Here is a 13,615-nt window from a genome sequence, read left to right on the forward strand (position 1 = left end):
CATTGTCAAGTGGTCAATTAATATACCTGCTTGAAAGTTGCTAATTTGATACCCATTTAACATCAGCCTTATGTTATTCTTAGAGTTTGAACCTCAATACTTTAATTTTATTCGGACAGGCCGATATATCGTATTGCGGTACTCATTTATTATTTTTCAGCAAACTTAGCAGCGGTATTCTAAACTTAATATGAGTCAGCAAGATCAGAACGATTGGGAAATCGATCAGGGATTGGCCGTTGAAGAGTCCAAGCCCGAAGTAAAGCCACCGCCATTGTATAAAGTGGTTTTATTAAACGATGATTATTCACCGATGGACTTTGTAGTCGAGGTTATTATGAAGTTTTTCGGTAAACACAAAGAAGAAGCAACAAAGATTATGCTGCAAGTGCACTACGATGGTAAGGGCGTTTGCGGCGTGTATCGAAGTGAGATAGCGGAAACCAAGGTAGTGCAGGTCAATGAATATGCCCGAGCAAACCAACATCCGCTGCTCTGCATCATGGAAGAGGCATAACAGATGTTCAGCAGTAAGTAGGTGTAGTCATTATGTTGAGTAAAGATCTGGAATTGACATTAAATCTTGCGTTCAAACAGGCACGAGATAAGCGTCATGAGTTTATGACGGTTGAGCATTTGCTGCTCGCTTTGCTCGACAATATGATTGCGTCGAATGTTCTGCAAGCCTGCGGAGCGGAAATTTCCGAGTTGAAAAAACAATTGTCGGAATTTGTCGATGAAACCACTCCGCTCATTCCACAACACGATGAAGGACGCGAAACTCAACCGACTTTAGGTTTCCAGCGAGTTTTGCAACGCGCGGTATTTCATGTCCAGTCATCGGGCAAAAAAGAAGTGACAGGTGCGAATGTTCTGGTTGCTATTTTCAGCGAACAGGAAAGTCAGGCTGTTTATTTCTTGCAACAGCAAAAAATTACCCGGCTCGATATCGTTAACTATATTTCTCACGGTATTTCCAAAGTAGGAGACGAAGAAGTCGAAACCAATTCGTCATCTGATATTGAAGAAGAGGCCAATCCGGAAAATGCCGCTAAATCTCCGCTTGAATCTTTCGCGACAAACTTAAATGCGTTAGCAAAAGAGGGGCGCATTGATCCTTTGGTGGGGCGAGGTGATGAGCTGGAGCGAGCGGTACAGGTGTTGTGTCGACGCCGTAAAAACAATCCTTTATTTGTCGGTGAAGCTGGCGTTGGTAAAACGGCTATCGCGGAAGGTTTGGCCAAACGAATTGTTGATGAAGAAGTACCCGAAGTTATTCAAGATGCGGTCGTTTATGCTCTGGATCTTGGTGCTTTGTTAGCCGGAACTAAATATCGCGGCGATTTTGAAAAGCGGCTTAAAGCGCTACTGGCTGATTTGAAAAAACAAAAACAAGCCATTTTATTTATCGATGAAATTCATACCATTATTGGTGCTGGTGCGGCATCAGGTGGTGTGATGGATGCCTCCAATTTAATTAAACCCATGCTGGCCAGTGGCGAGTTGCGTTGCATGGGGTCAACCACGTTCCAAGAATACCGAGGTATTTTTGAGAAAGATCGTGCTTTAGCTCGTCGTTTCCAGAAAATTGATATTAATGAACCGAGTGTTGAAGAAACCATCAAGATTTTGCAAGGCTTAAAGTCTCGTTACGAAAATCATCACGATGTGAAATACTCGTCTCCAGCTATTCGAGCAGCGGCCGAATTGTCTGCGCGGTATATTAACGATCGCCACTTACCAGATAAAGCCATTGATGTGATCGATGAAGCGGGAGCAAATCAACGTTTACAACCCACATCGAAGCGCAAAAAACTGATTGGCGTTCACGATATTGAAAATATTGTTGCCAAAATAGCAAAAGTTCCACCGAAGACCGTGTCTGCGTCCGATAAGGACTCATTATTGAATTTGGAGCGTAACTTGAAAATGGTGGTGTTTGGACAGGATCAAGCGATTGACACCTTGTCCAATGCAATCAAATTGTCACGTTCTGGATTGGGTGTAGAAGATAAGCCGGTCGGCTCGTTCTTGTTTGCTGGACCTACCGGTGTCGGCAAAACCGAAGTCACTCGTCAACTCGCGAAAGTATTAGGCATTGAGTTGATTCGCTTCGATATGTCGGAGTATATGGAGCGCCACACTGTTTCACGCTTAATCGGCGCGCCTCCTGGGTATGTGGGGTACGATCAAGGTGGCTTATTAACCGAAGCCGTCAGTAAAAACCCGCACGCTGTCGTGTTACTCGATGAAATTGAGAAGGCGCACCCAGATGTTTATAACTTGTTATTACAGGTAATGGATCACGGCACCTTGACGGACAATAACGGGCGAAAAGCAGATTTTCGTAATGTCATCTTAGTTATGACCACTAACGCCGGTGCAGCGGAACTGATCAAGCCGTCGATTGGCTTCCAGCAAAATGAAAAAGAGAATGACAATATCGAAGTGATTAACCGAACTTTTACGCCTGAATTTCGAAATCGTCTCGATGCCATCGTTTGGTTCAAGGGATTGAGTGAAGACGTGCTGTTGTCTGTCGTTGACAAATTTATCGTTGAGTTGCAAACCCAGTTAGATGACAAACACGTAAACCTTGAAGTATCCCAATCTGCCAGAAAGTGGTTATGCGAGAAAGGGTTTGATGCCAATATGGGCGCTCGACCCATGGCTCGGATGATTCGTGAAAAGTTGAAAAAACCATTAGCCGACGAACTGCTGTTTGGTCGATTGGCCAGCGGGGGACAAGTTAAAGTAACCTTGGAAGCTGGCGCTGACGAATTGACTTTTGAAATGCACGGTAAAGAGGAGGTTGCCGTCAGTTAAGCGGGTCACCGTTCATCGAAATCATTTAATTAAGCCTGAAACCTAACCCGTTCCAGGCTTTTTACTTTCTGAAGTGCTTACTACTGAAGTCGGTAAGAATAAGGAATAAGACTCAGAAGCGTGTGGTAAGAAGGGTTATCTTGCTCGGAAAACAATACGACCTTTGGATAAGTCATAGGGCGTCATTTCAACAGTTACTTTATCACCTGTAAGGATCCGAATGTAATTTTTTCGCATTTTGCCAGAAATGTGGGCCGTAACAACATGACCGTTATCCAGTTCTACCCGGAACATAGTATTAGGCAGGGTTTCCAGTACCGTGCCCTCCATTTCTATATGGTCTTCTTTCGCCATCGAGTTTTATAACCTTTTTCACCAAAATTTGAGCGCGTAATGATGCCTTAATGTGCGGAAATAATCAAAATAATTTGATGATTTAACGTACTTTTTGAAACTTAAGCGAAGATTTACAGGTAAAAGAAGCTGTCGAAAATTAATTGAGTTTTATCCAGCGGTTACCAATCAGACAATCTAGAGGGCGATACTCCGACTTATATTTCATTTTGCGACAGTTCTTAACCAGATAACCAAGATAAACAAACTCCAAATCTTGCTCTCGAGCAAGGTTGATTAATGTCAATATAGCCAGTCGACCTAAGCTGTATTTTTCATACTCGGGATCAAAGTAGGTATAAACGGCAGAATAGCCATTATCAAGGATATCGACCACTGAACAGGCGATCAGCTTCGAGCGGTGATAAAACGATAAAAAGCGAGTGGAGGCCCAGTCACTGAATAAAAACTCTTTATACTGTTGCTGAGAGGGAGGGTACATATCGCCATCAGCATGTCGGTTACTCAAGTATCGCTCATACAGTTGATAATGCTGTTCAGAATATGTTGCTGGTTCTAAACGATATTCAAAAGCGGCTCCCTTTTTTTGACACCGTTTTTGAGTTCGATTGGGTTTAAAGCTATGTACCGGAACGCGTACAGGTACGCAGGCTCTGCAAGTTTCACAATGGGGTCTGTATATATGCATTCCGCTACGTCGAAAGCCGGTTTCACTGAGTCGTGTGTAGAGTTTTTTATTGATGATTTTTTCAGGATCGAGAAAAACGGTTGTTGCCTGCTGCTTGGTAATATATGAGCAACTGTGTGCGGGTGTTGCATAAAAAGTTAACTTTAATAACTCATCATTGGGATCTTGTTGCACAACATCGCTTCCTGTTAAAAGTGATACAAGTTACTCAGTTCTTTTTTTAACCAAAAATTCTGTTCGACTTTTTCATCTCGATATTTATAAAGATAGCTTAGAAACTCCTTGCGTGAAACTTCTTTTGCGCCAAGGCTTTTGAGATGCGGATTGGGCAATTGACAGTCGATGATCGGAAAACCTTCTGATAAACAGTGCGCTGCGAGATAATGCAAGGCAACTTTCGAAGCGTCTGTTGCGCGATGAAACATTGACTCTCCGAAAAAAAGACAGCCTAAACTGATACCATAAAGCCCGCCAACCAGTTTGTCGTCGTCCCAAACTTCAACCGAGTGTGCGTACCCAAGGTGGTGTAAACTGGAGTAAGCTTGTTTCATTTCATCGGTGATCCACGTTTCCTGCCGATTAAAATGAGTTTCCGCACAACCGGTAATAACGCCAGTAAAATCTTGATTGAGCGTCACTCTAAAGTGTTGTTTGCGCAGCCGTTTTGCTAAAGACTTGGATGGTTTTAGTGTGTTGAGATAAAACACAGCGCGCGGATCCGGACTCCACCAAAAAACGGGTTCGCCGGGATTAAACCAGGGAAAAATGCCTCGATAATAGGCACCAACAAGAAGCTGGTTGTTTAATCGATCACCAAACGCTAGTAAGCCATTGGGATCATTCATCGCCTGATTTACATCAGGAAAGTCTTCTGTTCTTCTGACTAGAGGTAATTCAATGCCCATCTTTTCTCGTTTACTGTTAAAACAGACTATTATTAAAAGAAATAACTTGATTTTAATAGGAAACCATAACTCGGAATAAGTAAAGTTAAAGGTTAAAGCTGTTAAATGTTTTATTTTTGCCACCATTTAAAGTACCTCTTACGAGCAATGGTTAATAAGTCACCATTGATTTAACCAAAAAAAACGTTTAACAGCTTTTTTGACCATTGAAGACTTATCCCGGTTTGGCGTTAGGAAGTTAACTTTAATGCGATTTTCCGATCTTGGATTAAAAATGGGCGATGTGATGCAGTTGCAGATTTCTGCTGACTCTGAAGTCCGATTTCCAGTTAAGTTGCTCGGTTTTTTACCGGATTATAGCGTTATGATATCGGCGCCATCGGAACGTAAAGGCGTGCCCATTTTTTTAAAAGAAGAGCAAATGGTGACTTTGCGCTTTGTTGTTAGTCACGTTGCCAGTGGATTTTCGGCAAAAGTATTAAAAATGTGTACCAGCCCAAAGCCTTACGTACATCTTGAAATGCCAAAAAGTGTAGAAGCTGTGGAGGTGCGAAATGCTGTTCGGGTGAATACTGAAATTTCGGCCACTATTATTAATGAAACGCACAAAAGTAACCCGATTAAAGTCACCGTTTCTAACTTAAGTGTGTTAGGTGGGCGATTCGAGTGCAATAAAAAAGTAGCTCTGATCGGAGATGAAATCAGTTTGACCATGACGTTAAACCTGGATGAGGTTGAAAAAGTAGTCACTCTGGATTGTGTGGTGAGAAATAAAGGAAAAACCGAAGAAGTGGGCAAACCTGGAACCGACTCGGTCGTCAATTGGTACGGGTTTCACTTTAACTTTACCGATGACGACGATCGGCTTTTGTTAAAGGCATTTGTTTATCAGGAAATTTTACGCTCATTGCATATGTTGTGATTTTATAGAAAGGAGCGGGGAGCGAAGTAAAAGGAAGCTCTTATTTTCAAGTCTTGCGGAACTTGTAGAGTGGATTACGCTATCGCTAATCCACCCTACAGATAGGCTATAATTTTGTAAGAACTTAGAACTTAGAACTTAGAACTTAGAACTTAGAACTTAGAACTTAGAACTTACTTTTCCAAGTCGTCCAAATATTTTTCAGCATCCAATGCCGCCATGCAACCTGCTCCGGCAGAGGTAACCGCTTGGCGATAAACATGATCGGCAACGTCACCGGCAGCAAATACGCCTTCAACGGTTGTCTGAGTCGCATTGCCTTGTAAGCCCGACTCAATTTTCAGATAGCCGCCATTCATTTCCAACTGTCCTTCAAAAATTTGAGTGTTGGGCTGATGACCAATGGCGATAAATACGCCGTGTACACTAAGATCTTCAACAGAGCCATTTTCCGTGCTCTTAATTTTAATACCGGTTACGCCCATATCATCGCCGACGACTTCTTCTAGGGTTCGGTTCCAATGGATGGTGACATTGCCTTTTTCAGCACGTTCTAAAAGTTTATCGCGTAAAATTTTCTCAGAACGTACATCGTCACGCCGGTGGATCAGGTGAACTTCAGACGCAATATTGGAAAGGTATAACGCTTCTTCAACAGCTGTATTTCCACCGCCAATAACGGCGACTTTTTGGTCACGATAGAAAAAACCATCACAAGTAGCACAAGCGGAAACACCTTTACCCATAAAGGCTTTTTCTGATTCAAGACCCAAGTATTTGGCAGAAGCGCCGGTGGCAATAATTAAGGCATCACAGGTGTAGCTGCCCGAATCGCCTTTCAGCTTAAAAGGTCGGTTTTTCAAATCAACTTCGTTTATATGGTCGAAAATGATTTCAGTACCAAAGCGCTTGGCATGACGTTCCATACGTTGCATCAGTTCCGGACCTTGAACACCTTCGTCATCTCCGGGCCAGTTATCGACATCGGTGGTGGTGGTAAGTTGGCCGCCTTGCTGCATACCTGTGATGATTACAGGGTTCAGATTTGCACGTGCACCGTAAACTGCAGCGGTATAACCCGCAGGGCCTGAGCCCAAAATCAACAGGCGACAGTGTTTAACTTCGCTCATTCAATCGCTCCAAACAATATCTGTTTAAATTTAGTGGCTACTATAATGAGTAACTTCGCGAGGGACAATGTTAAAGCGGCGATTTCTGTAATGAATTTTTTCAATGATTGAAGAAATTATTGTTTTTGCTGAGAAGACTAAGCCATCCGGAGATGGCTTAGTCGAAAGCGCGACGGTTGTTAAGTCGCTCAAATTCTTTGCTAAAGGTTATAAACCCAGAGCCTGGCGAGGGTCAACAAACGGGAGTTTTTGACTGTCAGCCACGCTTTGATGAGTGACTTGACCGCGATACACATTCAAGCCGTTTAGCAAATGCGCATCGGCTGCTAAAGCCTGTTTGTAACCTTTATTGGCCAACGCAATGATGTAAGGTAGAGTGGCATTATTCAGCGCAAAAGTCGATGTGAGCGGCACTGCACCGGGCATATTCGCAACGCAATAATGGACGACGTCATCAACGAGGTAGGTCGGTTCAGCATGAGTGGTCGCTTTGGATGTCTCAAAACATCCGCCTTGATCGATAGCAACGTCAACCACCGCGGCACCCGGTTTCATTTGATGGACCATTTCCTGAGTAACCAATTTGGGCGCTGCGGCACCTGGGATCAGTACGCCCCCGATGACTAAGTCAGCTTCTAGAACATGGCGCTCTAAGGCATCCTTACTGGAAAAAACGGTTTCGATTGCGGCACCAAATTGCACATTGACTCGACGTAACACGTCGATGTTTCGATCCAGTAATACGACCTGTGCGCCCATACCAACAGCTATTTGTGCTGCATTGCTACCCACAACACCACCGCCGATGATAACCACTTTAGCAGGCGAAACTCCGGGTACACCTCCTAGCAACATACCGCGTCCCATGCGCGATTTTTCCAAACATTGCGCACCCGCTTGAATGGACATACGACCCGCAACTTCAGACATGGGTGCTAGTAAAGGTAAACCGCCGGTCGTTGAGGTTACCGTTTCATAAGCGATACAGACTGCGCCGCTGTTAATCAGATCCTGAGTTTGTGGAGAATCGGGGGCTAAATGGAGGTAAGTAAAGAGGATTTGTCCTTCTCGAATACGAGCGCGTTCTTCGGCCAACGGCTCTTTTACTTTCACAATCATTTCGGCTTCGGCAAAAACATCTTCCGGCGTTTGTCGAATTTCCGCCCCAACAGCTTGATAATCTGAATCGGTAAAACCAATACCAATACCGGCGTTATGTTCAACGATAACTTGATGGCCATGAGCGATCAGTTCACGCACACTGGCGGGAACCATACCGACACGGTACTCATGGTTTTTGATCTCTTTCGGTACACCAATTAGCATTACTTTCTCCAAAAACGGGCTCTAAAAGATAGGCGCAAGTATAGTCGTAACTGAACAAAATATTTCACTTTAATTACAGTGAAAACAGTATAAAATATTGCTTTTAAGGTAAAATTAAGAGAAAGCGACTGGTATCATGGCTGATAAAGGACGAATCCTCGATAGAATCGATAAGTCGATATTGCGAGAGTTACAACGTGATGGCCGTTTGTCGAATGTTGAACTGGCCAAGCGGGTTGGGCTCAGCGCTACACCCTGCCTGGAACGAGTTAGGCGGCTAGAAAAGGACGGCTTTATTAAAGGATACGGTGCTCGGGTCAACCCACAAAAGCTTGGGTATGGGCTTTTGGTGTTTGTTGAAATTACACTGGAAAAGACTTCTCCGGCGGTTTTTAATGAGTTTAAACACGCCGTGAAGGACTTAAATGAAGTTTTGGAGTGTCACCTAGTTTCCGGTGACTTTGACTACCTGGTTAAGGCCAGAGTTGTTGATATGGCGGCTTATCGAACATTACTTGGTGAAACGTTGCTCACATTACCCGGAGTGAGCGAATCACGAACTTATGTGGTAATGGAAGAGGTGAAGGAAACTTCCGAAATTTATATCGGTTAATAACGAACCTCAACGACAATAAAGAGTCATGTTATTATGCGCTAAGTCAGGTTTAAAAGTACCTGAATAATGCAAACTATGGAACACAATAGAAAAGCAAAATAGGTAGTCAGTTTGTCAAAAAGTAATGCAGTGAATTCAGATCCGGTTCAAACCGCGGCGGCATTAAGTTGGCGATTGCGAGAAGGGCTGGTGATTTGTCTAGGCGCCATGGCTTTGTTTTTGTTATTGGCGTTGGCAACCTATCATCACCAGGATCCTGGTTGGAGTTATACTGGAGCCGGTGAAACCATTCGAAATTCAGCAGGTCGTGCGGGTGCTTGGCTTGCGGATGTCTTTTTACAGCTATTTGGCTATTTGGCTTACGTTTTTCCTTTCATGATTGTCTACCTGGCTTACCTTATTTTTCGTGAACGTAAACTCATTGAGCAACACGATTGGCGCTATTGGGCATTACGCTCCGGAGGGTTTGCATTAACACTCATGGCGGGTACAGCGATTGCGAGCCTTAATTTTGTTGATCCTCTTGTACAACCCAGCTACACGTCGGGCGGAGTTTTTGGTCAGTTAATTGGAGACTTTCTAATTGCTGCCTTTAATGCGCTGGGTACCACACTCATTTTACTTGCCTTGTTTTTAACCGGTTTTACACTCTTTACTGGCTTATCCTGGTTTCGATTGATGGATCAAATAGGCGCAGGCGTCTTAAATGGGTTTAACTGGATAGGTGAAAAGTGGACTGAATTTAAAGAAAAACGCACCGAACAAAAACAGTATCAAGAGAAAAAAGAACAGCGTCAAAAAGCGATCGCTGTTGAACAGGAAAAGCGAGAAACGCGCAAACCGATTCGTATCGAGCCCGTGGTTAATAAAATTGAGCCCAGTGTTCGAGCTGTAAAAGAAAAGCAACAAAAGCTATTTGACGAACCGGTAGTGGGTGAGTTACCACAAATGGATTTATTGGATGAGCCTATGCCTTCAAAACACCCGATCTCAGAAGAGTCATTAGAAGCTATGTCTCGTTTGGTTGAGCTGAAGCTGGCCGATTTTAATGTTCAGGCAGAAGTAGTCGCGGTGCATCCCGGTCCTGTTATCACCCGATTTGAACTGGATCTCGCGCCGGGTGTTAAGGTCGGTAAAATTACAAACCTGGCGAAAGATTTGGCAAGAGCACTGTCTTCGGTGAGTGTGCGTGTGGTGGAGGTGATTCCAGGTAAACCTTATGTCGGTTTGGAAATTCCAAACGAGCATCGTGAAATTGTACGTCTTAAAGAAGTGGTGGGTTCCAAAGAGTTTGACTCATCTAAGTCGAATTTGAGTATGGCCTTAGGTAAGGATATTTCTGGTTTACCGGTGGTCATAGATTTAGCGAAAATGCCACATTTGCTCGTTGCCGGAACCACCGGCTCAGGTAAATCGGTAGGCCTGAATGCCATGCTGCTCAGTATTTTGTACAAGGCTGGTCCGGAAGACGTACGCTTTATTATGATTGACCCTAAAATGCTGGAACTTTCCGTTTATGACGGCATTCCACATTTATTAGCGCCGGTCGTAACCGATATGAAAGAAGCCGCCAATGCATTGCGTTGGGGAGTTGCTGAAATGGAACGCCGCTACCGATTGATGGCTGCAATGGGGGTTCGTAATCTTGCTGGTTTTAACCGTAAAGTTCGTGATGCTGAAAAGGCTGGTGAACCTTTAACCGATCCGCTGTGGACACCAACCGATGATATGAGTGAAGCACCGACCGAACTAGAAACCTTGCCGCAAATTGTCATTGTTATCGATGAACTCGCGGATATGATGATGATAGTCGGTAAGAAGGTGGAAGAGTTGATAGCGCGGATAGCTCAGAAAGCTCGAGCGGCAGGCATACATTTAATTTTGGCGACACAGAGGCCATCGGTGGATGTGATTACAGGGTTGATTAAAGCCAACGTACCATCCCGCATTGCGTTCCAAGTTTCGTCGCGGATTGATTCTCGTACCATTCTCGACCAAATGGGGGCCGAGCAATTGTTAGGGCAGGGGGATATGTTGTATCTGCCCGCTGGGAAAAACATTCCAACTCGTGTTCACGGTGCATTTGTGGATGACGATGAAGTGCATCGAGTTGTGGGTGATTGGCAAAAACGTGGAGAGCCTGAGTATGAAGAAGCCATCACCTGTGGGGTGACGGAAACCGAAATGTTGGGTATTCCGAAAGGCAGTGACGAAGAAGCCAGTGCAGAACGCGATGAGCTCTACGATCAAGCAGTGCAAATTGTCACCGAGTCCAGAAGAGCCTCAATATCTGGTATACAACGTCGACTTAAAATAGGTTACAACCGTGCCGCTCGCATGATTGAAGAAATGGAGGCGGCTGGGGTGGTCAGTGAAATGCAATCAAATGGCATGCGGGAAGTTATTGCTCCCCCACCTCCTAAAGATTAATCCTTAGACACTAGAGAGTTTTAATTAATGACTAAAGTTTGGTTAACCGTTGCCTTTTTGTGCAGTTTAAATGTTTTTGCTTCTGATGTTGCTGAGTTGGTAACAATCACGCAAAAAACGGAAAGTTTCGAAGCGAAGTTTGAACAAAAAATTAAAGATCAATTTAATAATGTGAAGGACAAGTCCAGCGGAATATTTGTGTTAAAAAAGCCGTATCAATTCATCTGGCATACTCAATCACCCTTCGAGCAGAAAATCATTTCCGATGGTGAAAACTTATGGACATTCGATATGGATCTCGATCAAGTTAATATACAAACGCTGAATAAAGCCATGGGTAATACACCGGTTTTTTTATTGGGTGCCGATGCAGAGACTTTGTCGAAAACCTTTGCCATTCAAAAACTGGTGAGTGGCGATGATTCAGCTCAAACTTTCGAGTTAAAACCTCTGGAGCAAGGTTATGCGTTTGAGAGAATGCTGGTGCTATTTAAGGAGCAAAACCTCAAGGAAATTTTGCTGTTCGACACCTTAGGCCAACAAACTGTAGTGGATTTTACCGACGCAAAGTTGAATCAAGATGTCGATAATTCGCGGTTTCAGTTTACACCGCCTGAAGGTGTCGATGTTGTGGACTCGCGAGAAGCCAATTCGCGTTAAACAAATCGACAAGGCAACAAATCAAAATTACTATGGATGATCTATTCCAGACAGAGCAACCTTATCGTCCCTTAGCGGATCGAATGCGTCCTCGAAACTTAAGTGAATATATTGGACAAAGTCACATTCTTTCCGATAGTAAGCCCTTATGGCAATCGATAGAAAACGATCAGCTGCATTCCATGATCCTCTGGGGGCCGCCTGGCGTTGGTAAAACCTCACTGGCCCGACTGATTGCTAATGAAACCCACTCAAAGTTTATTGCCATTTCAGCCATTATGAGCGGTGTTAAAGAGATTCGTGGTGCTGTTGAAACCGCAAAACAAACGCAAGTTCAAGGCACCAAAAGTATCTTATTTGTTGACGAGGTGCACCGCTTTAACAAAGCGCAGCAGGATGCCTTTTTGCCTTTCATAGAAGACGGTACTTTTGTGTTTATTGGGGCGACCACTGAAAACCCATCATTCGAATTAAACAACGCATTACTGTCGCGTGCTCGTGTGTACCGTTTAACCATATTACAGCCCGAAGAACTTCGTAACTTAATGCACAACGCGTTAGATGACGAAGAAAGAGGGCTAGGTAAACTTAATTTAAGTATTTCTGAAAGTGCGAGTGAACTGTTGATAAACGCTTGTCATGGTGACTCAAGGCAACTGTTAAACTATCTCGAAATCGCTTCGGATTTTGTGACCCAAACACAAAACGGAGAAATTAGCGAACAGCATATAATCGAAGTGGTAGGTGAACGAGTTCGCCACTTTGATAAATCGGGCGATTTGTTTTATGAACAAATTTCGGCACTGCATAAATCAGTAAGAGGGTCGGATCCGGATGCCGCTCTTTATTGGTTTTGCCGAATGCTTGATGGAGGATGCGATCCTTTGTACATCGCTCGTCGTGTGGTGCGCATGGCCAGCGAAGAAGTGGGTAACGCCGATCCGCGTGCGTTAACGCTCGCACTCAATGCCTGGGACACTCAGCAACGGCTCGGATCGCCGGAAGGCGAGTTGGCAGTCGCACAAGCCATTTGCTTTTTGGCATCAACGGCCAAAAGTAATGCGGTGTATAAAGCTTATGGAGCTGCTCGCGAGTGGGTGAAGAACGATCCAGGATATGACGTTCCGGTTCACCTGCGAAACGCACCAACATCGTTGATGAAGTCGATGAACTACGGTCAGGCTTATCGCTACTCGCATGATGAGCCTGATGCGTTTTCACCCGGGCAGTGTTATTGGCCCGATGAGGTAAAACCACAAGTGTTTTATCAACCGGTTGATCGTGGCTTAGAAATTCAAATTGGCGAAAAGTTAACCCGTTTTCGTCAGGAAAATCAAAAGCACCGAAAGGACCACAAGTAATGACTCCCCAGTGGATTTATTTGATAGCTGTTGCATTTGGGAGTGCATTAGGTGGCGTTGTTCGTTTTTGGGTTCGAGAATATTTGCCGCACTTGATCCGGTTCGATTTTCCTATAGGGACATTAACGGTTAATGTTGTAGGGTGTTTGGTAGCCGGAATATTGATGGCTTATTGGCAGCAGGCACACGTTTCTCCTGTGCTCAAGGCTGCAGTGATGGTTGGGTTTTTGGGGGCGTTAACCACATTTTCTTCGTTTTCTGTAGACACTTGGGTATTAGTACAGGATAAGCAAATGGTAAAAGCAGCAATAAATGTGCTGCTCAATATGAGTTTTAGTCTGATTGCGGTTTTTTTAGGGGCCTGGATTGGTGGTAGAATAGCGCAATCATAACAAAT

Annotated in this window: 13 protein-coding genes; 8 read left to right on the top strand and 5 right to left on the bottom strand. The window is 44.1% G+C overall.

The window, feature by feature from the left end; all coding sequences use genetic code 11:
- The first annotated feature begins 190 nt into the window (after window positions 1-190).
- Both clpS and clpA read left to right on the top strand, forming a co-directional pair.
- The gene (gene clpS / locus ACTUJY_RS18715) at window positions 191-517 is read left to right on the top strand and encodes an ATP-dependent Clp protease adapter ClpS (protein WP_463617660.1); all 327 of its coding nucleotides are present in this window, start codon (window positions 191-193) and stop codon (window positions 515-517) included.
- Window positions 518-549: 32 nt separating this feature from the next.
- A complete protein-coding gene (gene clpA, locus ACTUJY_RS18720) occupies window positions 550-2,826 on the top strand; it encodes an ATP-dependent Clp protease ATP-binding subunit ClpA (protein WP_463617661.1) in 2,277 nt (758 codons plus the stop codon).
- A gap of 135 nt (window positions 2,827-2,961) precedes the next feature.
- Here clpA and infA read toward each other — a convergent pair whose 3' ends face one another.
- The 3 genes from infA to aat all read right to left on the bottom strand — a co-directional run bounded on the left by infA (window position 2,962) and on the right by aat (window position 4,773).
- Window positions 2,962-3,180 carry a translation initiation factor IF-1 gene (gene infA, locus ACTUJY_RS18725; protein ID WP_463617662.1) on the bottom strand — a complete coding sequence of 73 codons (219 nt, stop codon included), beginning with the start codon at window positions 3,178-3,180 and terminating at the stop codon, window positions 2,962-2,964.
- Between the two features lie 139 nt (window positions 3,181-3,319).
- Complete coding sequence (locus ACTUJY_RS18730; protein WP_463617663.1) at window positions 3,320-4,042, bottom strand: arginyltransferase; 723 nt, start codon at window positions 4,040-4,042, stop codon at window positions 3,320-3,322.
- 14 nt (window positions 4,043-4,056) lie between these two features.
- Window positions 4,057-4,773: a leucyl/phenylalanyl-tRNA--protein transferase gene (gene aat / locus ACTUJY_RS18735; protein WP_463617664.1), complete on the bottom strand. Its 717-nt coding sequence runs from the start codon at window positions 4,771-4,773 to the stop codon at window positions 4,057-4,059.
- Between the two features lie 247 nt (window positions 4,774-5,020).
- On the opposite strand from aat, the gene ACTUJY_RS18740 reads away from it, so the two are divergent.
- Window positions 5,021-5,695 (top strand): flagellar brake protein, encoded by a 675-nt coding sequence (locus tag ACTUJY_RS18740; protein ID WP_463617665.1) that lies wholly within the window; start codon window positions 5,021-5,023, stop codon window positions 5,693-5,695.
- Window positions 5,696-5,868: 173 nt separating this feature from the next.
- Here the strand turns inward: ACTUJY_RS18740 and trxB are convergent, their stop codons facing one another.
- Entirely contained in the window at window positions 5,869-6,825 is a 957-nt protein-coding gene (gene trxB / locus ACTUJY_RS18745) for a thioredoxin-disulfide reductase (protein ID WP_463617666.1), read from the bottom strand.
- 207 nt (window positions 6,826-7,032) lie between these two features.
- A complete protein-coding gene (ald, locus tag ACTUJY_RS18750; protein WP_463617667.1) occupies window positions 7,033-8,151 on the bottom strand; it encodes an alanine dehydrogenase in 1,119 nt (372 codons plus the stop codon).
- 136 nt (window positions 8,152-8,287) lie between these two features.
- On the opposite strand from ald, the gene lrp reads away from it, so the two are divergent.
- The 5 genes from lrp to crcB all read left to right on the top strand — a co-directional run bounded on the left by lrp (window position 8,288) and on the right by crcB (window position 13,610).
- Window positions 8,288-8,764, top strand: coding sequence for a leucine-responsive transcriptional regulator Lrp (gene lrp / locus ACTUJY_RS18755; RefSeq protein WP_463617668.1), 477 nt, complete (start codon window positions 8,288-8,290; stop codon window positions 8,762-8,764).
- Window positions 8,765-8,896: 132 nt separating this feature from the next.
- Window positions 8,897-11,197 (top strand): DNA translocase FtsK, encoded by a 2,301-nt coding sequence (locus tag ACTUJY_RS18760; RefSeq protein ID WP_463617686.1) that lies wholly within the window; start codon window positions 8,897-8,899, stop codon window positions 11,195-11,197.
- Window positions 11,198-11,224: 27 nt separating this feature from the next.
- Entirely contained in the window at window positions 11,225-11,857 is a 633-nt protein-coding gene (gene lolA / locus ACTUJY_RS18765) for an outer membrane lipoprotein periplasmic chaperone LolA (protein WP_463617669.1), read from the top strand.
- 32 nt (window positions 11,858-11,889) lie between these two features.
- A complete protein-coding gene (locus ACTUJY_RS18770; RefSeq protein ID WP_463617670.1) occupies window positions 11,890-13,218 on the top strand; it encodes a replication-associated recombination protein A in 1,329 nt (442 codons plus the stop codon).
- Window positions 13,218-13,610 (top strand): fluoride efflux transporter CrcB, encoded by a 393-nt coding sequence (gene crcB / locus ACTUJY_RS18775; protein ID WP_463617671.1) that lies wholly within the window; start codon window positions 13,218-13,220, stop codon window positions 13,608-13,610. Before ACTUJY_RS18770 ends, crcB begins: the two co-directional genes overlap by 1 nt.
- The last annotated feature ends 5 nt before the right edge of the window (window positions 13,611-13,615 follow it).

It is taken from the genome of Pleionea sp. WD8-19, from assembly GCF_055326765.1.

Bases quoted from the DNA above. Each gene is read 5' to 3' on its own strand.
- clpS (WP_463617660.1), top strand. From the start codon at position 191: ATGAGTCAGCAAGATCAGAACGATTGGGAAATCGATCAGGGATTGGCC.
- clpA (WP_463617661.1), top strand. From the start codon at position 550: ATGTTGAGTAAAGATCTGGAATTGACATTAAATCTTGCGTTCAAACAG.
- infA (WP_463617662.1), bottom strand. From the start codon at position 3,180: ATGGCGAAAGAAGACCATATAGAAATGGAGGGCACGGTACTGGAAACC.
- aat (WP_463617664.1), bottom strand. From the start codon at position 4,773: ATGGGCATTGAATTACCTCTAGTCAGAAGAACAGAAGACTTTCCTGAT.
- ACTUJY_RS18740 (WP_463617665.1), top strand. From the start codon at position 5,021: ATGCGATTTTCCGATCTTGGATTAAAAATGGGCGATGTGATGCAGTTG.
- trxB (WP_463617666.1), bottom strand. From the start codon at position 6,825: ATGAGCGAAGTTAAACACTGTCGCCTGTTGATTTTGGGCTCAGGCCCT.
- ald (WP_463617667.1), bottom strand. From the start codon at position 8,151: ATGCTAATTGGTGTACCGAAAGAGATCAAAAACCATGAGTACCGTGTC.
- lrp (WP_463617668.1), top strand. From the start codon at position 8,288: ATGGCTGATAAAGGACGAATCCTCGATAGAATCGATAAGTCGATATTG.
- lolA (WP_463617669.1), top strand. From the start codon at position 11,225: ATGACTAAAGTTTGGTTAACCGTTGCCTTTTTGTGCAGTTTAAATGTT.
- ACTUJY_RS18770 (WP_463617670.1), top strand. From the start codon at position 11,890: ATGGATGATCTATTCCAGACAGAGCAACCTTATCGTCCCTTAGCGGAT.
- crcB (WP_463617671.1), top strand. From the start codon at position 13,218: ATGACTCCCCAGTGGATTTATTTGATAGCTGTTGCATTTGGGAGTGCA.